The sequence below is a fragment of the Pseudobacillus sp. 179-B 2D1 NHS genome (genome assembly GCF_045370945.1).
Classification (GTDB): domain Bacteria; phylum Bacillota; class Bacilli; order Bacillales; family Domibacillaceae; genus Pseudobacillus.
On sequence record NZ_JBIQDP010000037.1, the window covers coordinates 12,752 to 34,640 of the forward strand.

19 protein-coding genes are annotated in these 21,889 nt (G+C 35.7%); 14 read left to right on the top strand and 5 right to left on the bottom strand.

Translation table 11 applies throughout. From position 1 onward, the window contains the following. Positions 1 to 682: 682 nt before the first annotated feature. Positions 683 to 1,237, bottom strand: coding sequence for a delta-aminolevulinic acid dehydratase (locus ACH0BF_RS23090; protein WP_340856812.1), 555 nt, complete (start codon positions 1,235 to 1,237; stop codon positions 683 to 685). Positions 1,238 to 1,497: 260 nt separating this feature from the next. Further along, complete coding sequence (locus ACH0BF_RS23095) at positions 1,498 to 1,947, bottom strand: DinB family protein (protein ID WP_340856815.1); 450 nt, start codon at positions 1,945 to 1,947, stop codon at positions 1,498 to 1,500. A gap of 292 nt (positions 1,948 to 2,239) precedes the next feature. On the opposite strand from ACH0BF_RS23095, the gene ACH0BF_RS23100 reads away from it, so the two are divergent. Both ACH0BF_RS23100 and ACH0BF_RS23105 read left to right on the top strand, forming a co-directional pair. Continuing rightward, complete coding sequence (locus ACH0BF_RS23100) at positions 2,240 to 3,085, top strand: ABC transporter ATP-binding protein (RefSeq protein WP_340856817.1); 846 nt, start codon at positions 2,240 to 2,242, stop codon at positions 3,083 to 3,085. Further along, positions 3,085 to 3,792 (top strand): ABC transporter permease, encoded by a 708-nt coding sequence (locus tag ACH0BF_RS23105; protein WP_340856818.1) that lies wholly within the window; start codon positions 3,085 to 3,087, stop codon positions 3,790 to 3,792. The genes ACH0BF_RS23100 and ACH0BF_RS23105 overlap by 1 nt, the downstream gene beginning before the upstream one ends. Before the next feature lie 373 nt (positions 3,793 to 4,165). On the opposite strand, the gene ACH0BF_RS23110 is transcribed toward ACH0BF_RS23105, so the two are convergent. Together ACH0BF_RS23110 and ACH0BF_RS23115 are read right to left on the bottom strand one after the other, a co-directional pair. After that, on the bottom strand, positions 4,166 to 4,600 hold the full coding sequence (locus ACH0BF_RS23110; RefSeq protein WP_406910380.1) for a hypothetical protein: 435 nt from the start codon (positions 4,598 to 4,600) through the stop codon (positions 4,166 to 4,168). Between the two features lie 87 nt (positions 4,601 to 4,687). Then, on the bottom strand, positions 4,688 to 5,104 hold the full coding sequence (locus ACH0BF_RS23115; protein ID WP_340856820.1) for a hypothetical protein: 417 nt from the start codon (positions 5,102 to 5,104) through the stop codon (positions 4,688 to 4,690). 323 nt (positions 5,105 to 5,427) lie between these two features. Between ACH0BF_RS23115 and ACH0BF_RS23120 the strand changes: the two genes are divergently transcribed. The 4 genes from ACH0BF_RS23120 to ACH0BF_RS23135 all read left to right on the top strand — a co-directional run bounded on the left by ACH0BF_RS23120 (position 5,428) and on the right by ACH0BF_RS23135 (position 9,879). Continuing rightward, on the top strand, positions 5,428 to 5,778 hold the full coding sequence (locus ACH0BF_RS23120; RefSeq protein WP_340856821.1) for a DUF3139 domain-containing protein: 351 nt from the start codon (positions 5,428 to 5,430) through the stop codon (positions 5,776 to 5,778). 759 nt (positions 5,779 to 6,537) lie between these two features. Continuing rightward, the gene (locus ACH0BF_RS23125) at positions 6,538 to 7,674 is read left to right on the top strand and encodes an Alp7A family actin-like protein (protein ID WP_340856822.1); all 1,137 of its coding nucleotides are present in this window, start codon (positions 6,538 to 6,540) and stop codon (positions 7,672 to 7,674) included. 11 nt (positions 7,675 to 7,685) lie between these two features. Continuing rightward, the gene (locus ACH0BF_RS23130) at positions 7,686 to 8,117 is read left to right on the top strand and encodes a hypothetical protein (RefSeq protein ID WP_340856824.1); all 432 of its coding nucleotides are present in this window, start codon (positions 7,686 to 7,688) and stop codon (positions 8,115 to 8,117) included. Positions 8,118 to 8,802: 685 nt separating this feature from the next. Continuing rightward, positions 8,803 to 9,879, top strand: a complete 1,077-nt coding sequence (locus ACH0BF_RS23135; RefSeq protein ID WP_340856826.1) for a hypothetical protein — start codon at positions 8,803 to 8,805, stop codon at positions 9,877 to 9,879. Positions 9,880 to 10,058: 179 nt separating this feature from the next. Here ACH0BF_RS23135 and ACH0BF_RS23140 read toward each other — a convergent pair whose 3' ends face one another. Further along, the gene (locus ACH0BF_RS23140; protein ID WP_340856827.1) at positions 10,059 to 11,855 is read right to left on the bottom strand and encodes a helix-turn-helix domain-containing protein; all 1,797 of its coding nucleotides are present in this window, start codon (positions 11,853 to 11,855) and stop codon (positions 10,059 to 10,061) included. Between the two features lie 721 nt (positions 11,856 to 12,576). Here ACH0BF_RS23140 and ACH0BF_RS23145 point away from each other — a divergent pair. The 8 genes from ACH0BF_RS23145 to ACH0BF_RS23180 all read left to right on the top strand — a co-directional run bounded on the left by ACH0BF_RS23145 (position 12,577) and on the right by ACH0BF_RS23180 (position 21,255). Continuing rightward, positions 12,577 to 13,734, top strand: a complete 1,158-nt coding sequence (locus ACH0BF_RS23145; protein ID WP_120038624.1) for a hypothetical protein — start codon at positions 12,577 to 12,579, stop codon at positions 13,732 to 13,734. Between the two features lie 726 nt (positions 13,735 to 14,460). Further along, positions 14,461 to 15,024 carry a glycerol-3-phosphate acyltransferase gene (locus tag ACH0BF_RS23150; RefSeq protein ID WP_340856828.1) on the top strand — a complete coding sequence of 188 codons (564 nt, stop codon included), beginning with the start codon at positions 14,461 to 14,463 and terminating at the stop codon, positions 15,022 to 15,024. A gap of 56 nt (positions 15,025 to 15,080) precedes the next feature. Further along, positions 15,081 to 16,700, top strand: coding sequence for an aminotransferase class V-fold PLP-dependent enzyme (locus ACH0BF_RS23155; protein ID WP_340856829.1), 1,620 nt, complete (start codon positions 15,081 to 15,083; stop codon positions 16,698 to 16,700). Continuing rightward, on the top strand, positions 16,687 to 18,546 hold the full coding sequence (locus tag ACH0BF_RS23160; protein ID WP_340856830.1) for an LTA synthase family protein: 1,860 nt from the start codon (positions 16,687 to 16,689) through the stop codon (positions 18,544 to 18,546). The genes ACH0BF_RS23155 and ACH0BF_RS23160 overlap by 14 nt, the downstream gene beginning before the upstream one ends. Before the next feature lie 289 nt (positions 18,547 to 18,835). Beyond that, a complete protein-coding gene (locus ACH0BF_RS23165; protein WP_406910381.1) occupies positions 18,836 to 19,321 on the top strand; it encodes a hypothetical protein in 486 nt (161 codons plus the stop codon). Positions 19,322 to 19,431: 110 nt separating this feature from the next. Then, positions 19,432 to 20,238, top strand: a complete 807-nt coding sequence (locus ACH0BF_RS23170) for a hypothetical protein (protein ID WP_406910382.1) — start codon at positions 19,432 to 19,434, stop codon at positions 20,236 to 20,238. Continuing rightward, positions 20,239 to 20,406 (top strand): hypothetical protein, encoded by a 168-nt coding sequence (locus tag ACH0BF_RS23175; protein ID WP_182917201.1) that lies wholly within the window; start codon positions 20,239 to 20,241, stop codon positions 20,404 to 20,406. A 417-nt stretch (positions 20,407 to 20,823) separates the two neighbouring features. Further along, entirely contained in the window at positions 20,824 to 21,255 is a 432-nt protein-coding gene (locus tag ACH0BF_RS23180; protein WP_120038617.1) for a hypothetical protein, read from the top strand. Positions 21,256 to 21,889: the final 634 nt, after the last annotated feature.

Here is a 21,889-nt window from a genome sequence, read left to right on the forward strand (position 1 = left end):
ATCATTGTTACTGATTTTATCCCAGTAAAACCTACTCTAATAAAGTTATAAAGTTTGGCAAATCAAGGTTAGTGAAACAAGAAAATATATGATATACTCCAATTACAAAATATTGTAAAAAGTGGTGAGGAATTTGAAAAAATACTTCGTATTTATAATTAGTTTTTTATTGCTCTATACAGTATTTCAAGTTTTATCGGGGTGGCTTCTAACAGCTTTTTATACTCCACATTTCTCTGCAACAGAGGAGAATTTTAGTCAAGAAGTAGTGTTTGGAACTACTTCAAGTCCGTTACTGTTGACTTTGTTAACTGCTACATTAGCTTATTGTTTCTCTCAAAAGAAATTTAGTATCTCTAAAATTAAATAAACTAACAGAAGCTCAGTGAAAAAACCCTAATTTCATAAATAAATTAGGGTCTTTATCGACGAAGATATTTTATACAATTGCATGTCTGTTTATTAAAATAAATACTTCTACGACCGGATGTGTTATATCATAAATGCCATATAATCACTATTACATGGCATTTGTTTTTTGATTAGGCTTTAGTCTAAAAAGACAACTCGCTTAATCTACATTGATCTCTCCGATAGTGTTTGCATTCTCTACAAGAGTAAAGACTCTAGAATAGCAATCCTGAATAATTGGTTTTGGTGTCTGCTTCTAATTGAAAATTACTTAAGATAAATAAATTTGATACATTGAGGTTTCTTGATCTATACTCTTTGCGATTTCAAACGCTTCTTGTTGACTTTTGTTATTATTGATCAATTCGTAGAAAAATCGCACCACAAATATTAAATTAGAATTACCGTCTATATAATCATTTGGACCAATATATGAATGACAACCAGATGCAAGAAATGCTGCTGCTAGCGAGGTTGTTCCTAATGTACATCCAGGAGCTATCACTTTTATATTTTTCAAGCTCGAATGCTTCATAACATCTTGAACATCAAAAAATTCTCCTCTTGGCTCGCCAGGTTCATAAATATCCTCACCTAGTTCAGGCATGCAAAATCTTCCTTCATCTCCATGAAAATTTAATATTAAATAATCAACTTTATTATCACGTTCTTCACCAGATAAAACATCAACAAGATCATTGGGCCTTCCTATCCAGTGCATTGTAACTCTTGCCCCAAAATACTCAAGTGTTGACCTTAACGCATACGATTCCATGTCACAATTTGGACCTACAACTAAACTGATATATAACTCTGGTTTACTCACTTTGATATCCCCTTCGCCCGGTAAAATAAATTTTAATTAAACACATGTAAAGAATGATAAAGAGACTTCTTCAGATACGCTCCTTAATGAGCGTAACAAAGTATCCCTTTATTGCATTAAAACAAATTTTATATTTGAACTTGCAACTAACGTTTCTACAGGTAGGAGGTGAACAGTTTAGTTCACAGAATTGTTGTTTCACGCCCCCATTAGTAGAATGTATATGCCTATCATAAACTAGGCATAGAACCTAGATGCATCTATCTCACAAATGTAATAAAGTCAATATTAACTGGTTCCATACCATTTGCCCGAAGTCGTGAGTTAATCTGTCCTCGATGATACTGACCATGCAATGCTACATGAATTAAAATATCCCGCACAGAATTCTTAAACTTGATTCCTTTACTATTTGTGTAGGTTATTATTTTATCCATATCATTGTGTGCTAAATTAGTAAAAAACGTCGTTAAGCTCTCTTCATTTTGCATAACGAGTTTTGCACAGAATTCTATATCGACCTCTGACCAAATGGGCAGTGCTGAACTCTCCAATCCTCGCAGTCTAGTTATCCATACTTTCTCTGAAAACAGGATATGTGAAAATAAACGGCTCACCTCTTGATTCTCCTCTTCGATACTTTGCAATATCTCAAGAATACGTTGATTAGCCCAATTTAAATGCTCATACATCTTTTGGATAGTTTTCAATAAGAATCATCCCCTTATAAAAAAATCACTTGTGTTCTCTTTCTATAACAAAGAGTTTTACTCCTTCTTCTCCTTCTTCCACTCAACCGCCATATTAGCCCCATAAGAAAATAGAACAGTCGTAATAGGCCCAACTTTGTTCTATTCTTGCCCCCATTAGCTATCCATTCACCTGAAATTTGGTTCCATTCATCCCCTCTTATACTCTTTTCACCTTGATATTACTGCGTTTGCTTTATATCACAGCTAAACTTGAATTAAGAAAACGAAAACGCGAGAAGGAGTAATGAAAATGGAGAATGTTATTGAGGTAAAAAAACTTGTTAAATCGTTTGAAAACAATATGGCCTTGAAAAATGTAAACTTTGAAGTGAAAAAAGGAGAAACGATTGGTTTCTTAGGACCAAGTGGTTCTGGCAAAACGACAACCATTAAAATATTAACTGCGCAACTTCACCCGACAGCTGGAGAGGTGAAAGTGTTTGGAGAATCCATCAATAAATTAAAGGACCCGAGTTATATGAAGAGAATTGGCATTTTAACGGATAATAGTGGCCTTTATGATCGCCTTAGTATATTTGATAATCTTGCATTATATTGTGATTTATATGAAGTGGACAAAAGCAGAATCGATGAGGTTCTTGAAGCCGTTAACCTAATAAACGATAAAAAGAAACCCATTCAAAAGCTATCCAAAGGGATGAAGCAGCGAGTCACATTGGCGCGGGCGATTTTACATAAACCTGATCTTCTCTTCTTAGACGAACCAACCTCTGCCTTAGACCCGGTCAATACAAAGCATATTCATGAGGGCCTAAAAAAGTTGAATCGAGAAGGAACGACCATTTTTTTAACTACCCATGATATGCAAGAGGCAGAAACACTTTGTGATCGAGTGGCTTTCCTAAATAATGGGGAGATCAAACTACTAGATACACCTCAGAATATAAGAGCACAACAAGAAAATTCATCTATTACACTTTTATTAAAAGGAAATCGTACAGTTGTGGTTGATAAAGACGAAGAAGGAGCAGAGAAAATCCACCAATATATGAAGGATGGGGAGATTTTAACCATTCACTCTAACGAGCCAACACTTGGAGACATTTTCGTACAATTAACAGGGAGGAATTTATAATGACATTTTCATTTAAACGAGTAAATGCAATATTTATAAAAGATTGGAAAGACCTTCAAAGAAATTCTTACATCATCTTTACATTAGCCATTCCTTTAGTGTTTGCAGCTATGTTAAGTCGCATGGGTGAAGAAAGTGCAGCCTTAAACACTTATCCGATCAACCTTGCCCTTGTCATTGCAGGTGCTTTCATTCAAGCTGCCATGGTAGCAGAAGAAAAAGAGAAAAATACATTGAGAGGATTGCTGCTGTCACCCGCTAGCACAGCTGAAATTTTTGTAGGGAAAAGTGCTTTATCTGCTGTTATGACGATTCTTGTTATTATTGGTTCCATTTTCTTATCAGATTATAAGGTTCCTTCCCCCCTGTTGTTTTCAATAAGTATCGTGTTAGGTTTGTTCTTTTACATTGCAACAGGAACTATTCTTGGCTTACTTTCAAGAACAGTAATGGAAACGAGTATTATTGGAATGCCTGTATTAGTCGTCTTTGGAATGAGTTCTATGATGAAATCCATGGTAGACAATAAAGTTCTCATAAAGATCGTCGATTATTTACCAAACGAGCAACTAAACGCCATTTGGTTTGGGTTGAGCAGTGGAAAAGGATTGAGCGGGATTATTGAACATATCCTTGTGCTATTAGTGTGGGTAGTTGTATCGATCGTCATCACCGTAGTTATTTATAGAAAAAGAAGAATCGATTAAATCATAAGGAATGAGAGATGCTATTCTAATTACTTTGCAGTGAGATGCTTGAAAGGAACAACGGAAAAGCCTAATTTCTCAATTTTAACACTGAGAAATTAGGCTTTTAATATTAAAACTTTTTTAATGCTGAGTTGACTTCCCTTCTTTTTTATACAATTTCACACCTGCTTACCACCCTTTCCTAAGGCGAGAGCACGTGAGGCGGAAAATTGGGTAGCTATAAGTGAAATGACAGAAATAACCCGAATATCTCATCAAATAACCAGAAGATATATGAGCAAACATCCCTATCATCTGCTTCTGCTTATAAAGAAAAAACGCAAATCCTATTTTATTTCAGATGAATTAATAGAAATTATAAAAAATACTTCTATGGATGCTCTCTTGTTTGAGCATATAAATCAAGCATATACTCGCCATAATCTTCGGCTTCATCTTCGTCTAAATCTTTATTATCAACCCATTGATAGTAATGTCCAACTTCATGAGCAATAGAACCAAGAATAGAAGCCAGGGCATTGTCTTGGCCTAATTCCTCTAACAATTCCAAATAATCACCAGTAGCAATTCTGATATAAGGTTCTTGAGTTTTATCATAAGGGGCAAAAAAGGTAGCTGAAACTAGCTCTTTGGTGGTTATGTTTTTGATCTGATAATCCTTTTTTAAATACACCACCACACGAATAGGAAAATCAAATTCTTTCCGCATCCATTTACCAAACTCTAAACATGCTCTTCTTACTTCTAGATGAACACCTTGCTCACATCGCACTCTTAAACCATTTCTTAACACTTCGTCAGTCATTTTGATTCCTCATAGTAAAAATGTTTTGTAGACCACAGATTAACATAACCTCCGATACCGAGAGTAAAAACACCGGGTGTTAAAGTCTTATTTAACTTCAACTTGTAGTACATAGCTTGAGTCTCCTTCTTCCCAATTAGCATACACGCTATAAATATAAATACCTGGCTCTCGTGGAAGAATAATAGTATCAGAATTAACAATGTTTTGCTCCCTGGCTTCACCATTGTTCCAAATATCTGCTCCTAGAGACCCCTTTTTAGGCTGGTAATCAAAATGAAGCTTTAATTTACTTCTCTCGGCTACTGCAGTAGGTACATCCCCTTTTACCATGTCTTCAGGCGATGATGTATCTGCACAAACTTCCTTGTTGTTTTCATTCCAACAATAGCTGCCTTGATAAATCTTAACTGGCTCTTCATTAACTGTTGCAGAAAGTTTTGGTGGATTGGGCTGACAAGCAGTAAGTACTAATAAAGCTAATGAAATAAATAATTTTTTCATTTAAATTCTCCTGTCCACTTATCTATCCTTATATTTTCACATTACTATAAAAACATTAAATAGAACACAAAACTCTTTGTATATTCCATGCACCTTTAGTTCACATCCCCCCACAAGAAGGCAGCCAGCAAAGAACAGCACCCTCACGAAATCTGGATGTTTCTTCTTCCCCCGTTTTTTTCTCTAGACGGGATTTTATATATCGTTGATTTATCAAGGTTTTTAACCTTCTAACTAGCTTGTAAGTTGTGTAAAACCTATACCCCCTCACCATATACATATTTTGTATAATAGTGATAAAATTGTAAAAAAGGAGGGTGTTTATGAGAAAAAAACTTTTATTAAGCTTATTCATATTCGCTTTAATGATTTCGGGCGCTTATTATATGTATTGGACAAATAAGCAAAAGGAAGAAAAAGAAATAGCCATAAGTGCTCTTCATGAATATTTGTACAAAGAAAAAAGCTATAGAAAAAAGGAAATAAAGAAGATCACTTTTTTTAATGATAACCCTTTAGGCGGAAAAAACTATCTGTATCATTATGCTTATGTTGTTTATCAAGATGAACCTAAAAATGAATATGTCTACTACATTACTAAACATAAAGAAGTAGTGTGTGCAGGATTTGCAAAAGGAGATATTAGTACGATGAAACATGAGATCATAGAATAATAATTCTCCAAAAAGGACTGCCTATAAGGCAGTCTTTTTTCAGCCTCCACATCCAAAATTCGGAAACACATTTTTTAAGCTTAACCTTGCCAAACATCTCCAAAATCGTTCTGTAACATCCTTATACTCCTGAGTTATGGGGTTTTTCTCTTTAATTTATTTTAGATTAAGGATTTGACAGAAATGCAGTCTTTCTTATTAAATCAGACCTCTATTCGGTTGATATAGCCGCATGAAGTTTCCATCCACTGTCTCATAATTCATCATTGTTTGTGTTCCCCTCCCTTCTATGATTAAAAAAAGGAACAAGCACATGAAGTGACGAATTTTACATTAACCAAAGAATGTATAAGCAAGAGCAACTCGTTTAAGGGTTTGCTTATAAAGATCTAATTAAAACAAACATTTTTTTCTATCTATAAGAAAAAACTCTTTTTCTTGGTTTCTTTTCTTTTCGCTTCCGAAAAATTTAAAAATGAATAGATTGAATAAGTCAGAAAAGCTTTAAGAGGCACACATTCCCCTCATATCATCTTAGTTATACACAAGGAGCCATCACTCAAAATCCTCTTCCTATCACAGTTAAGGTAGCTGTATTTTGTCTCTAGTCACTATGTAAGAAAATCTAGTAATTTTACATTTGTTATGGGGATATAAAAGCATTTTTAGCATTGTATACATTTTTGTATACAACTATTGATTTTGTTTACAAAAATGTATACAATAAAATTAGAAATTTATTCTAGGAGGTATAAAGACATGAGATTAGCTAGCGTGGATATTGGCAATGATGCCGTTAAGGCTTATTTAAACGGACTGCAAGAAACACTATACATTCCGAATGTCATTGCGGAGCTCCCTGACCGAACTATTGTAGAAATGGAGAAAGAGCCGTTAAATGCTCTCCATGTTGAAGTTCAATCCTCTGCTTTAAAAGAAACTTCGAAACGTTTCGCAGTAGGGAAGCTGGCAAGTAAATATCCAAACAACGACGAATTAACGCCTGAAAATGATAAAAGTTCTTCCGATCAGCCTATTGTTTTGCTGCTAACCACCTTGGCTATAGATGCCACACGTCACTTTGAGGAACATGATGGGATTATTGAAGCTACATATATTCTTTCAACAGGTCTACCCTTGGATGAAACAAAAAGAGAATTGAATAAAGTATTCCGGAAAAAACTTAAGAGTGGACAGCATCAGGTGACTTTCCTGAAAACACCAGAGCTAGAGGGGAAAACAGTCAGAATTAAATTTGAACAAGTACTCGTCAACACTGAGGGCTTTGCTGCTTATATCGACTTAACTACTAATGACGACGGCTCTACTAAAAATGAAGAGTTAATTGGGAAAACAATTTTAATAAATGATATAGGAGGACTCTCTACCGACTCAGCCATTATTACAAAAGAGGCAGAGGTGGACAATGAGTACTCCGATGGCATTAAACAAGGAGTATCCACTTACTTAGATAATATTATCCGGAAAGTTTACAAGGAATACAAATACACCATTAAAAGTCGTCGAGCCTTAGTTGAGATTATTACAAATGAGGATCCAGAGGAACAATACTACATTTGGAAAGATGGAAATCGGATCTCCATTAAAGCGCTAATTGACAGCGAGCTAATGATTTTAGCGAAAGAGGAGTATAAATTAATCAAGAACCTATGGCGATCGGTGCCTGATATTCGTCTAGCTTACCAAATCGGTGGAGGATCTGTCATCTTGAGACCCTATCTATCCAAGCTAAATGATGAGGATAAACAGTATCCATTACGTTTTACAAAGACAGAGGACAGCATTTGGATGATTTCACGTGCCTATTTTAAAATTTTGCTAATGTACTGCCAAGCTAAAGGGATTGAAATTACAGATATGAGCCTATCTAGGTAAGGTGCATCCTTATGAGTGAGTTCATCCCTGGAAAAGTTATCTCCTTTCGTCTTCCTCGAACCACTCCCAAGAGAGTTCTTTCACACCTGGAAGATTTGAAATCGCATCATGGCAGGAAATTTAGTAGTGTGCTCTCTTCTAAGTTCGTTCAAATGCTCGATGAGGAAATAAAAAAGGAAAAACCCGATGACATGCTGGTGATCCCTATTCCTTCTGGAATCAGTCAGGATGAAAGAGAGTTTTTGCAAAATGAAAAAAACCAAGCTCTGATCGGCCAGTTGATTACCCATCTTTTAAAGGAACCAGACAAAATGGTGACGTTACCTGAAACGGAGCAGCCAATCGAACCAAAACTGGAAGAGAAATCCTATATTCAAAATAAAGCACTTCAATCTTTCGCTCAGAAAACATTTTTGAATTTCGATGATGATGACGATGATTAAGCCCTCCCAACACCTCCAACATCTGGAGGTGTTGTTTTTTACGGTTTATACCGTTTTCAAATCTATATCTTCCTACCAACCAGTAACGCATCTATATAGAAATGAAACGAAAACATCATTTTTCGCAAATCCCACTCGAATTTTTATTGAATAGAAACGTTTCGAAGTAAAAAGAAATACTTTCCCCTTTCTAGAAATACCTAGAAACGAAACAAAAAGAAAAACGGTTATTTCGCAAATTTTCTCGTGTTTTTATTGACTTCTGATTATCATCAATAATTTTTATAAAGAAGTTGATTTTTCTATTGTCGTTCTTCTAATGAGTGTTCTTCATTCTCTTCTTAAAATGCATCGAAACAAAAAGCCCATAGTAAGAAGCCTTTCTCTTATGTTTATATAAGGATGAAAAATGCTATTAACAGAGAAATACCGAAACAAAAAGAAACAAAATCTATTTTTTTGTTTCGATTAGTTTTAAAAACACATTACATTTCTCTGTTTTCACTTTGACTGTTTTAGATAATGCTTATCAATTCCTATATAATTGAGTCTATTCGTGAAATCCACTATAATAAAAAGTATTAATAAGAGAACGCAAAATAACGAAGTGTTTCCGAAACGAAACAAAGAGAAGCGAAATTGTTTCTTTCTTTTCGTTTCTGGAGAAAAGAGGGGAGTGTTTACTTTGGAACAAACCAAAGAGAAACAAAAAACCATCATGGTGGAGTTGATTAAAGAAAAATTTGCTGATGATCCATTATTTCTGGAATGTTCATTGGCCTCTAAAACAAAAGAGAAACTATTTCCTGATTTTCTTGGCCAGCTAGTAGAAGGAGTGGAATACTCTGCGCAAGATGCTGCTCGATTCGTTAATCGGTCAGATGCAAATATACGCTACTATTTGCAGAACCTCCCAGAATACATAGGTGTTGTAAAGACTTCTTCCTCTTATAGAATGAGATATGATGGCGTCTATCGTATTTATTTGATTTTTATGTATATTAAAGACCTGAACAAGCAACTAAAGGATATCAAAGTGAAAATTGGGGAAGAGGCTCAATTTATTCCTAAACGTAAAAATGTAAAAGGGATGAATGAAGACACTCTTGATACTTTACTCTTTGGCATGCACCTAAGGGAGAAGGCCACTCTTGAATTTACAGAAAAGATGTTTAGCCGATTTATGGAGAAAAGTAAAAAAGAGCAGGAATTAAATCACTTATACATTGAACATAACAAGGAACTATCGCAAATAGAGGAAACCATCAGACGGCTCATAGACAGGAAACTCTTGCTAGAAGGGGATTTAAGACGAAAAAGAAATTCCGAAAAAGAACGATTATGGTTAGAGAAGGTCCGAGCCCTTGAAAACAAAAGAAAAAAAGAAAGCAATATTATTGGAAGGATCTTTTCACCCATTATTGTGGAGAAAAGTGAAGTAGAGGCACCTACTGAAGAAGAAATCGGTGCATCCCCGATTGTTAGAGATCTAGAAGCTGACATTCAGGCAATTGAGGAAAAGCTGAAAGAAGAAATGGAAAAGGCAGCAAATTTTTCAAAGGACAGCACACTTTCCAAAAAGATCTCTACAGTGAAGGAAGAGCTTAGTGTCATTGAGCAAGAGATTTTAGAGAATAAAGAAGCCTTTGATGCGATTGGTGAGCAATCAGGTCAAGCATTAGCCTATTTCCAAAAGAAAAAAGGCTATGAAATAGATCTTCCTGAAAACGTAGGGGAAAGAAAACATTTGTTAGATGAATAGTGTTATTCATGCTTTGGAAAATGATAGTTATCCTAATAGATATAGTGACGATTACATTCCAATGCTGCTATAAAGAAAGCCCCATCGGCCATAGCTAAAAAAGACCGATGGGGCTTTATAAAGTTATCGTTCAAAAAGCATCATTCTCTTTACAAAACTTATTTGTGCATATCGTTTATTTAATCTTCTAGTATTAGGGACTTTTTCAACCATTGAACAATCTTCATATCGTTCTTCTTATTTCTTCTTTTGGTTTCCTTATTCTCAAATCGTTTCAATGTATTGTAACCAATCCCTATCTCTTTTGCTGCTTTGGCAAGTGAAAGTCCTCGCCGCTCTCTTTCTTGGATGACCATTTCAGCCGTTAAGGATTCCTCTGTAAGTGGCGGAAGAGGTTCATCATTCTTTTTAGGTTCCGATAGGGGAAGGGAAAGCTGAGATGCTTCTGCCGCCGGCTCTCTTCTTAAAGGGGAAGCTTGCTGCTCTATGCTCCGATATCCAACTTGTTGGATGACAACTGGTTGACTAAGTGATTCAATCATTTGATTAACAGTTGATGAATCTACCTGGTGCTGATCCTGTAAGATCGACAGCTTTCTTTTATTTTTTTCCATCATTTCAGCAGAAGGGGTAATGGCTACCTTCAGCCCGTAAAAATAAGACAACCAGCCGGTTCGACCAAACAAACTGAAGTCGACAGGGTCCGTAAAATGCCAGTCTCTTACAATGCCTTTGTTTGTTAGTTCATCTAACGCTTTGACAAAGCGGTCGTACATGTCTAGTCCTCTCATCCGTGCAGGGAAATCAATTTCCCGGATGAGCGTTTTGACCATAAAAGGCTGATGTAAATTATTTTTAGACAGACGAATAAACCATTGTGTCGCAAGGTAACGTGCCAGCCGCTTCTCCGGACGCTGCCGCACGGGATGAAACTCCAATGCGCTTAAGTCAATAATGCCTAAGCGTTTATTTTCATTCAGAAAAGACGTTAATAACGATGTTGGTTTGATTTGACAGGCATAGATACCTAAAAATTTATCGTTCTCGTCATAAGCTGCCCGTACTTTTCCTACCTCAAACATTTTCTGAAAATCCCTGTATTTATACTTTTTGCTTTCTTTTAAATCATTTTCATCGACTTCAATGACCTCGCCCTCTTTCAATGAAATCCAAATATTAGAAAGAGCCTTGACTCTTGACATAATGTTAAAACGGTCTCTTTCCCGGACTTCCAGGCTGCTATTCGGATCCACAAGGTTGCTTCTTAATTTCAGCGCATCATTGGAGTGAAAATACAGGTAACCATCTTCATCTTTTGGCGCAAAAAGAAACAGAAAACAAATAATATCAAAAATATCGGCTGTCATTTCATCCATGGCACTAAATGCCGTCCGGAGTTTATCCCAATACTCCTGTTCTTCATCCGTAAAAGGCATGTCCATTCCTCCTGCCACATTGACGCGTGCCATTCCATGAATGTTGCCTTTAGAATCTTTAATTTCTGCTTGAAAGAGATCGTCTGCTTCACTAGCCGCCACAAAGGCCTTAGGCTGTGTCACGATATTTCTTACTAGATGAAACTGATAATCCATGCTGGAGACCAAATGCCGCTCTTCTTTGGCAAATTGGACAGCCGCTTCGTTAACACTAAGATGTACATCCAATGGAAAGTCCTGGTTAATATAGCTGCTGACTTGTTCCAATACATATGTGTGATGTTTTCTGAAGACTTCCCGTATATTTTCCTGAGTGACTTTTTTGCTCACTAGCAGGGAGCGCACAATCTCACATAACCAATCAAAACTTCTATACGCTTTTTGATTATCAAACGTTTGATTAATTTCACTTGTGACATACTGTTGCCATTCTTCAATAATATAGTTGTTGGAAAAATACCTTTGGACTTCTTCTAAAACGGCAAGTTTAAAAAAGTCTTCACTTAGTGCGAGTTTATTAGGGTTAATGTATTCCGCCATGCTATCTCTCCCCAAGTCGTTCTGTCTATATGGATACCTTCATTATGCCAGTTCTATCATAAAAATGGCAACTTGCCATTTTGATCATCTCTTTTCTTTGAAGAGACGGTGCTCCTACAGTTGCTAGTTCTCCTTGTGTTTACTGATCCTTTCCACTTTTGTTCTATTCCCCGTCCTACCTGTGCACCTTTTTCTTTCCACATTTCTGTCCTATCCGTGCATCTTTCTTGCCATTTTCATTATTCCTTCGTCCTACCCGTGCATCTTTTTCTTTAATTTTTTCCTATATTTGGATAAAAAGAGGCGGATTTAGTCGAAAACCACCGTTTTTTTGCCACTTTCCGTCCTACCCGTGCACCTTTCTTGCCATTTTCCATTTTGCTCCGTCCTACCCGTGCACCTTTTTCTTGCCACTTTAAAAATTCTCCGTCCTACCCGTGCACCTTTTTTAAATAGGAATTTTTTATAAATCCCGCTAAATCAACGTTTGTGAAGCATGCAGTCAAAAAATCTTTCCACTTGAACCTTGCCACTTTCCATTTTGCTCCGTCCTACCCGTGCACCTGAAAAAATTTTAAAAAATCTCTGAGCCCTTGACCTGACTGGGCTGAGGGGCTCTTTAAAATTTGCCACTTTTCTCTTAGAGAGAGCCTATTCGAAAAAAGGCGTCGTGTATAATAGACATACTTATACATAAACCGCTAGAAGGGAGGGTATGAAAATGGCAAAATTCCGTAAGCAAAGCAAACGGCAAATAGTGAAAATGGATGGCTTCCGTTTCCCCCATCAGTTGCTCGAAGATCTTCGTGTCTTCCAAAAAGAACAAAAACGGCAAGTACCAGCGAGTGCCTATGCCGTCCTGCTTTCTGTATTAAAACAAATTCATTTGGAAAAAAATAGCCAGGGCAAAGTCCAAGAGTTTAATCTCGCTTTTTGGAGCAAAAAATTGCATGTGGCTTATTCGACGATGCATGCGGGACGTAAATTCTTAGAAGAGCATGGCTTTCTTTATGAAGAAATTCTGCCAAACGGACTGCCTGCATGGGTGTTAGCCAATTATCAGGAATATACTACTCCTGAATTAAAGAACGGCCATGAATTGAATTATTTTATCGTCCCTCATACCCTCTTGGATACGACGATTGTAGCCGAGTTTGTGCGCACCTCTAATCCGGAAGCGTTTGAACTCATGTTTTCTCTATTCAATCAATTTCGACATGGAATCGCCAAACTTGATCGTAAAAACGAAGTGGCAGCTCTTGAACAAGCACGGACCATGCATACATTAAAAGAAAAATTGAAGAAAAGAGCAAAAGGGGTAAGAGAGGTATTGGCCATTTTACAACCTCTTTTTGATATCGAATATACAGGCGTTCAAGTCCGCGGCTGCCAGTTGTGGATCCGAAAAGCGATTTTTCGCTTAAAACCGGAATGTGTGAAAGAGAATACAGATGAATTTCATGTCGAGCCGCTTTTGGCTAAATTTCAGGAGCACACGCTTTATATACTCAATGGGCTAAAACTGCGCTACAAGCCACGAGATCTTTTTGATATCATGCTGTCCTTTAAACAAGAGGTACTTGACATTGTCAAATACTTGATCGATGAAGACGAAAGTGAAGAGCGTTATACATACCGTGATGCTTGGGCAGAATCTCTGTTTTTCCGCTGCCTGGATCAATTTGAACAACATATTCGAACACAAATCAACCGTAAAGGAAAGTTCTCGTTCCATACGTCCATCGGCGCCTATTTTCGGACCATTTATCGACGAGAGCTTCCTAAAGAACTTAAAAAAATTCCATACGATAAAATGCATCAGGCCAAGTACAACGAATATATCCAAACAGGACAAGTACCAGCCCTGCATTTCATCTAATGCCTTGTTTTTAAATTTTTAGTCAAACAAGGCTATTTCCCGTGTATAAAAAATCCAAGAACTTGTATCTGTTCTTGGATTTTCTTTTATCTATGCTCCTTTTTTAAGAGAATGGCCTCTTACCAAGAAGCTGTTCTCTTTTTTATTTCATTTACTATCAATAGATTGCTTCTTATTTTTCATAAAAACAAATGATGGCTTCTTAAGTGGTTTTTGTATCAGTAAATTGCTTCTTGTCTATTAATTATTCAATAGATTGCTTGTGAATCTATGAATATATCAAATATTGGTGTCTTTCTTTTTGGTATAAGCCCAGCTGTTGTAAGGGTTTAGAAACTGTTTTAAAAAAGAGCTTATTAACTTTGAGTATTTATTTTGAATTATTTTTTATAGAATTGATTGTTTACTATTACTTGATTTTTATACTTATAAAATTGAATATACTTTCATTACTACATTTATTTAAGATTCATCTATTAGGCTTTATATTTCTTTAGTATAAAGAAGCAAGTTAAAATCTGAATTCTAGCAAAAAGGAGACTAATATGTATTTCTCTCCTAAGACGCATTGTTTAATGAACAAGGTGAAAGAATAGTTCAAGATGCCTATGGTTATTTATGGTAAAATAACTGCAGAATGCCAAAAAACAATCGTTAACACAGGGATGATCCTTATTTGAAGTCAGTAGGCAGTTAAAAAATTATTGTATGTACATGAGGATTCTTTTGGGGGAATGCGCCATTTTAAAAATTGTATTGATGGTTATGCTTTCCTATTGTGCTGGAAGTATAACAGGGGCATATTATATCGCCAAGTGGTCAGTGGGAAAAGATATTCGCCAACTTGGGAGCGGGAATGCTGGAGCCAGAAATGCCGGAAGAGAGTTAGGAAAGAAAGCGTTTGTGTTTACACTTTTGATTGATATGGCAAAAGTTATGATGGTTCTGTCTTTCGTAACACTTTTCTTTCCGCAAAATAAAATCATGCTGTTAGTTAGCGCTTTTTTCTTGTTAATTGGCCATATTTGGCCGGTACACCTTGGTTTCAAAGGGGGAAAAGGAGTCGTCGTTTTTTTAACCTCCACTTTGTTTCTAGTTCCACCGGCCATTGGAGTTTTAGGAACATGCGTTGGAATCAGCTATTGGATTGTACGAAACTTTACGATAGCTGGTCTTTTTTCGATGGCCACCATTCCTGTGACAGCTTGGATACTGGGAGAATACTATTTTGCTATTGGGCTATTTAGTTTATTGGTCATTGTAGTTATCTCACACATAAAAGACGCATGATTCAATAAATTATTTTATACTTCTTTCATTTCAATCTATTTTGAGGAGGCAACAGAATGGAACAACATACGTTAACCTATAAAATAGCATCCGAACCGGAAGAAATGGAACAAATCTATAAACTAAATTACGAAACGTTTGTAGAGGAAATTCCGCAGCATCAACAAAATCAAGGCCGACGTTTAATAGATAAATTTGATAAGGAAAATACCTATATTATTGCCAAGGACGCGGGAGTTATCGTCGGAATGATCGCAGTGCGTGCCAACCGCCCGTTTTCTCTTGATTATAAAATAGACGATTTAGATCATTATTTACCAAAGAATGCTAATCCTTGTGAAGTGCGGTTGCTCTCGGTGAAAAGAGACTATCGAAAAAGCTGGGTATTTTACCAGCTGGTAAACTTACTCGTTAGCTATTGCTTGGAAAAACAATATAACATGGCTCTTATTTCCGGTACCGATCGTCAAATCAGGCTATATAAAAGAATTGGCTTTGAACCATTCGGCCCCATGGTTGGAAGAGAAAAAGCAATGTTTCAACCGATGTATTTAACTAAGAAGAAATTTGAAACTACATCAAAAGCGTTTTCTAAAATGATGAAACAGAAAAAGAGAGAACCAAAAAAAATGAACTTTTTGCCGGGTCCGGTGGCAGTACATAAAGAAGTAGAGCAAGTTTTTAGAAAAACAGCTATTTCCCATCGCTCTAGCGAGGTTATTAATGAAATGAAAACAGTTCGAACAAAACTATGTGAATTGGTCAATGCAAAAAAGGCACAAATCGCAGTCGGAACCGGAACACTTGCGAATGACTTAGTAGCTGCTCAAATAAAGAAACTTCCTGGAAAAGGATTAATCCTTGCAAATGGAGAATTTGGCTATCGGTTAATCGATCATGCAGAGCGGTTCGGCTTGGAGCATTATACATTGGAAAAACGGTGGAATGAGGGCATCCCGGCAGAAGAGATTAAGAGCTTTCTTGAAACCCATCAGGATGTAAATTGGCTGTGGACAGTGCATTGTGAAACATCTACAGGATACCTGTACGATTTGAACAAGCTTCTAGAAGTGGTCAAAAAGCATCACATAAAATTATGTGTAGATGCCTGCAGTTCAGTTGGAGTCGTTCCTGTTGATTTTCAGGATGTTTATTTAGCAAGCACTGTTAGTGGAAAAGGATTAGGTTCTTATCCAGGGCTAGCTATTGTGTTTCATCAAGAGACCATTGCACCGAATAAAGAGATACCGAGGTATTTAGATTTAGGGATATATGCCATGACTGACAGCATTCCTTATACTCATTCATCAAACTTGATTTTTGCATTGCATGAAGCAGTAAAAAAAGTAAATGTAGAAAGCAGGCATACATTAGCAAATGAGGTCAGGAAAATGCTGACGAATGCTGGGTTTTCTGTGTTAGGAAATGAGGATTACTCACCGGGCATTATGACTATTCCGCTTCCATACGGTGTTTCTTCAAAAAATGTGGGGGATCAGTTAAAGGAAAACGGGATCATTATCAGTTATGAAAGTGACTATTTACTGCGACGGAACTGGATCCAGTTTGCCTTAATGGGGAACCTTACATTAAAAGAGTTTGAAACTGCATTGGCCATCCTTCAAAACATAATGAATAAAAAAATTAAGCAGGTTTCAAACCATGTTTCAAAATAAGCGATGGAAACACATAGAGGGCATAAAACTAGTTTTAATGATAGCGGGCATTCTTTGGTTAAAAACGGTGATCGTTTGCCTTTTAGGCTTTAACCTTAGCCTCCAATCATGGTATGACATCGGAGTGATATTAATAAGTTCCCTTGGTTCGCTCTTATTTGTAATGGGCTTTAGTTTTTATTTTAGTGAAAGGGTAAACAGACTGCTGTTGTTCGGATTATTATTTACCGGAACTTTTATCCTTTATGGGGATCTCTTATATTATCGTTTTTATATTGACTTTGTTAGCGCGCCGATTCTTTTTCAATTTGATAATGTGGGCGGCTTGAGTGCCAGCACGGTTGAGCTAATGAATCCATGGGATCTTTGTTTATTTATCGATCTGTTTTTGGTAGGGTGGTTTCTTTTTAAAACGAGAGCTACTTGTTTTAAAGTAGGAAAACAGACCAAAAAGTTATACGCAGCAGCAAGTTTAACGTTTACTATAATAACAATTGGTTTAGGAATTGGTAAATCTGTTCACCTTTTTTCTGAATCTTATGATCGGGAACAAATGGTTAAGTCATTAGGTTTGCTGAATTATCATGTATATGACATTGCTTTAGGGATGAAAGTATCCTTAGAGCGGTTTGTGGTCACAGAAGCAGATGCTGTTGCCCCGCAAGAATATTTTCAGCATAAAAATCTTCAATCAACGGATTTATTTGGGATAGCAGAAGGAAAAAATGTGGTAGTCATAAGCATGGAATCAACCCAAGACTTTGTCATTCATCAAAAAGTAAATGGAGAAGAAATAACCCCTTTTCTTAATGATTTAATTAAAGACAGTTTCTATTTTAGCCAAGTATATGATCAAACAGCTCAGGGAAAAACATCTGACGCAGAATTTATGATTGATACGGGGCTTTATCCGTTAGCAAGCGGTTCTGTTTTTGTAAGAAGACCGGAAAATGTGTACTATAGTCTTCCACATTTATTAAAAGAAAAACAGGATTATTATGCTGCTGCATTTCATGGGAATGTAAGTACCTTTTGGAACCGGGACACGATGTACAAGACTTTAGGTTACGATAAGTTTTTTTCTAAGAAGGATTACATAGTAACAGAAGAAAATTCAATCAACTATGGAATTAAAGATATTCCATACTTCAATCAGTCTGTTCAATATTTAGAGACTATACCTGAACCCTACTATGCGAAATTTCTCACCTTAACAAACCATTTTCCTTTTTTGCTAGAAGAGGAAGATATGTTCATTGAGCCAGCAGCTACAAAAGAAGGAGTTGTTAATCGCTATGTGACAACGGTTCGGTATTTAGATAAATCTATTGAAACGTTTTTTAAACAATTGAAAGAAAAAGGGATGTACGAAGATACTATGTTTGTTCTAGTCGGGGATCATTACGGCATTTCTGAAAAATACGAGGAAGGTCTGAGTGAGTTATTAGGAGAAGAAATTAACGTGGCTAATCGAATGAAACATCGCCAGGTGCCGCTGATTATCCATATTCCCGGCCACGAAGGAAAAATCATTGACACACAGGGAGGAGAAATTGATATACGTCCAACACTTCTCCATCTTTTAGGCATTAAAAAAGAAAACAATTATTCATTCGGTCATGATCTTTTCACAAGAGATCCAGATTATCCAGTTGTTTTTCGAGATGGCAGTTTTATTTCAAAGAATTACATATACAAGGATAGTATTTGTTATAGAAAAGAAAGTGGGCAAGCGGCAGGGACTCATCATTGTGAACCATATCTAGATGTGGTGAGACAAGAGTTAACACTGTCTGACAAGATCATTTTTGGAGATCTCTTAAGGTTTATGAAGCCGCAACAATAAATAGCCGACTATTCATCCTATAACAATGATTAAGATTTTTATCGAAATAAAAAAGGAAAATAACAGCAAGTTGATGAGAGAATTGCTAATAGGATAACGATTGGATGATAGAGAAAAACAGCCAGGTGTTATTCAACTAAAAAGGGAGTTAAGCTACAAAAATGATATTTCAGTCGAAGAGTCTTTTTATGGCTTCCGGTAAGGTGATGTATATCTAAAATAGCTCTCCTTGGAACTTTCAGTTTATCCTTAATGAGCCATCTTTATTATTTGAAAAGAGGAGTATAGTATGGGACTTAATCATGAATTTGAATTGATAGAAGAGCATAGTGATAAAGTATTAAAAGAACTGAATATACATGATGACTTTTTAAATTACATTGATACAACAATAGGAGAAGAAAACAATTTGTTTTACACCGTTCCTTCTATTAATCCTGATTATCAAGAGAAACCATATGGCTTAGTTTTCCCTGAATACAAAGGCTTTAATTATTATGGAGTAACGGTTTTTAATAAACACTCTGTTAGTGAACTAGAAAACATGTTTTTACAATGGAAAGACGTGATCCTCTCTTTTCCCACCGATGTTTATTATTATGAATTAGAAACAATGGATGAAACAGAAAGGGAAAAGCTCACCCTCGAAGAACTTGAGGAGGTTAAAGAGAAATTTTTTGATAAAAAAGATTTGTTAAACGTTATAGAAGGTTGTTTGGAAATGGTTGGCTTTATAAAAGATGCTAAGTATATCTTGTATCATGCAGGAATATAGACACAGTTTCCTTAAAATGGTTGATGTAAATAGTCATAATTTTCCCTAAAATGATGATTTTTCCTGACCGTTTATTTATATTTGTAACTAAACAGTTGGGAGGAGTGTATTTGATGAAAAAGAGTTTGTACTTATTAATGGTTAGTATTTTTTTATTATTTTTATCAGGGAACCAAAGTGAAGTCTATGCTTCTTTTAATGAAGGAAATGTACTTGTAAAATCTGATGTTATTAACGTTAGTCAAAGTGAATTATCAGAATCTGGCAATAAGGAATTTAAAAGGTTAGCTTCTTTGCCGAACGCTGTTACGATTAATGTGACTCCTAGTGTTACAGGTGTAACAGTTAAAGTGAGAAATTATGGAGTGGATACGGTAGACAGTGTAGTAGTTACAGTTAATTCACCGAAGATTTTGACCTCAAAAGGAAAAGAGCAAAAAGGAAAAAACAAAAGCACCTTTGTTTTTACTAACTTAAAACCTGCTATTTCCCAAGACAAATCTAAACCGGTACCGATGGTTAGAACCAAGATGTCTTATACAGGTAGCGCAGTCATTAAAGATGGCAAAAAAGTTGTTACTAAAAGTGTTAACGCGTCTTTAGATTTTTCAACGGATCAGTTGACTAAAGAATGGGATAAAGGAACTTTTTCTGATATTCATAAATCGATAGATTATCACTTTGCAAAACACTATAATGATAAGTATGTTAAAGTAAATAATTTACAACAGTATTTAAATAAAGCCTCAAGTGCTAGAAGTGAAATGAAAAATATTACTAAGACAACTAGTAAATATAGGTATAAAAAGAGTGCAACCTCTATAAAAGTAACAAAGATGAGCGGAAAAACTACTACCCAATATGTATTACTCACAAATACAAAAGCAAAAAAATTATATAGTTACGGAGGCGATTAAATGAAAAAAAAGAGAACAGTTCTACTTTCAGTTTGTGCTATTGTAGGACTAATATTTATATCATCAACTTTCGTTTATGAAAAGGTTAAGGCGAATGATGACCAAGGTGTTAAATACATACCTAATGTCAAAGAAGATACAATTTATGTAAACTTGGATGAAGAATAAATGAGAGGTGAGTTTTAACAAAAGAGGAATTAGAGAGTGAACCAATCTAAAATAAAATGATCTGAGTAATGGTTCAGAACCTCCCGCGTCGTTTTTTGTTGAAGGAGGTTCTTTTTTTGCGGCAATCATTCTTTCAATCGGTTTGCTAAAGCTTAAAAGTAACCATACAAAATTTTAGCTACTGCATGAGTGTTCAAATCGTTGAACGATCGTATATAGAAAAGAGTGCATGTTTTTTCGTTCACTTTCCAGTAAGCATGTGGAGAATGGCTTTATTCTTTTCTATGCTTTCATGCAACTAATTCGTCTTTTTATATCAATCCATTGAGTGATGAATGAATCAGCAAAATAAGTCAACTATAGAAGATTTATTGTTAGAATGAAAAAAGAATACATCAATAGGAGAGGAAAAGAATAATGTTCAAAACGTTTATTGCATTCATTGCTGCTGCATCCATGCTAACAGCTTGTAATAGTAATGAGGCACATAAAGACAATAATGAGAGTACCCCAAAAAATGAGGAAGTTTTACAAACAGAGAACATACAAGAAGAGCGGCAAGAAAATGAACAGCCAACAGAGCAAGCCCAAAACCAATCTGCAGAAAGTGTAAATCATGAGGAATGGTCTTCATTACCTGAATATAATAAGATTATTGAGCAGATTGGGGACAAAGATAATAGATTTCAAACGGTAACAGATAACGAAGGGAAACGTATTCTTCTTATTAAAGATGAAAATGGGGAAGAACAATATAAAACTATATTTATCAAAAATACCAGTCGCCTTAAAATCATTAAAGTAAATGGAGGCGGACAAATTTTCAATGGCACCTTGGCCCAAAGCTAGAAACTATTCGTTGTTTATTACATTGTAAGTTAGTTTCATATCGATCGGAACAAAGATAGAGATTTAACTAAAATTCAATTACCCACAATTAAAACGATAATGCGCACAAATAAGAACGGACCAAGCGATTAAAAAACAAAAATGAAAACGGCTAGAGAAGAATCCATTTTGATTAAATTTTTCAAAATGGATTCTTCTTGTTTACCATAAAATATGAAGTAGTGTTGATCAAAATTTATTTCAAAGCTCTGTTTAATAAAAGAACGGCCTTTTTGAAAAGGGATAACCATGTGGATGAGCACATGGAGAGGTTGCTCTTTTTATTAATCAATAGTTTTTAGACATCTGCATGTATAGAAGAATACAAGATTGGCAATGATAGAGACAAGAATATTTAGTAAAGGAGAGAGAAATGGTGATTGTAGAAAATAAATTGATGTTGACTAACTTTATCAATAAAAACCAGTTTGATTTGAATGCTTATCTTGTTTACTTGTTCCGTAATGAGGACCAGTTAAAGTCAGTTAAATAAGAAGGTGAGGTGGGCTCTTTGAGTGAATCAGAGAGTTCTTTTTATATAGTTTGGCAAGGCTCAATTTTTGCTTCTTCTTTATTCGAATGATTGCTACCTAGC

What these genes read in the sequence shown, in the direction of transcription:
- ACH0BF_RS23180 (WP_120038617.1), top strand. Translation starts at nt 20,824, where the DNA reads ATGTTCAAAACGTTTATTGCATTCATTGCTGCTGCATCCATGCTAACA.
- ACH0BF_RS23165 (WP_406910381.1), top strand. Translation starts at nt 18,836, where the DNA reads ATGGGACTTAATCATGAATTTGAATTGATAGAAGAGCATAGTGATAAA.
- ACH0BF_RS23125 (WP_340856822.1), top strand. Translation starts at nt 6,538, where the DNA reads ATGAGATTAGCTAGCGTGGATATTGGCAATGATGCCGTTAAGGCTTAT.
- ACH0BF_RS23105 (WP_340856818.1), top strand. Translation starts at nt 3,085, where the DNA reads ATGACATTTTCATTTAAACGAGTAAATGCAATATTTATAAAAGATTGG.
- ACH0BF_RS23130 (WP_340856824.1), top strand. Translation starts at nt 7,686, where the DNA reads ATGAGTGAGTTCATCCCTGGAAAAGTTATCTCCTTTCGTCTTCCTCGA.
- ACH0BF_RS23175 (WP_182917201.1), top strand. Translation starts at nt 20,239, where the DNA reads ATGAAAAAAAAGAGAACAGTTCTACTTTCAGTTTGTGCTATTGTAGGA.
- ACH0BF_RS23115 (WP_340856820.1), bottom strand. Translation starts at nt 5,104, where the DNA reads ATGAAAAAATTATTTATTTCATTAGCTTTATTAGTACTTACTGCTTGT.
- ACH0BF_RS23100 (WP_340856817.1), top strand. Translation starts at nt 2,240, where the DNA reads ATGGAGAATGTTATTGAGGTAAAAAAACTTGTTAAATCGTTTGAAAAC.
- ACH0BF_RS23160 (WP_340856830.1), top strand. Translation starts at nt 16,687, where the DNA reads ATGTTTCAAAATAAGCGATGGAAACACATAGAGGGCATAAAACTAGTT.
- ACH0BF_RS23155 (WP_340856829.1), top strand. Translation starts at nt 15,081, where the DNA reads ATGGAACAACATACGTTAACCTATAAAATAGCATCCGAACCGGAAGAA.
- ACH0BF_RS23120 (WP_340856821.1), top strand. Translation starts at nt 5,428, where the DNA reads ATGAGAAAAAAACTTTTATTAAGCTTATTCATATTCGCTTTAATGATT.
- ACH0BF_RS23145 (WP_120038624.1), top strand. Translation starts at nt 12,577, where the DNA reads ATGGCAAAATTCCGTAAGCAAAGCAAACGGCAAATAGTGAAAATGGAT.
- ACH0BF_RS23140 (WP_340856827.1), bottom strand. Translation starts at nt 11,855, where the DNA reads ATGGCGGAATACATTAACCCTAATAAACTCGCACTAAGTGAAGACTTT.
- ACH0BF_RS23110 (WP_406910380.1), bottom strand. Translation starts at nt 4,600, where the DNA reads ATGACTGACGAAGTGTTAAGAAATGGTTTAAGAGTGCGATGTGAGCAA.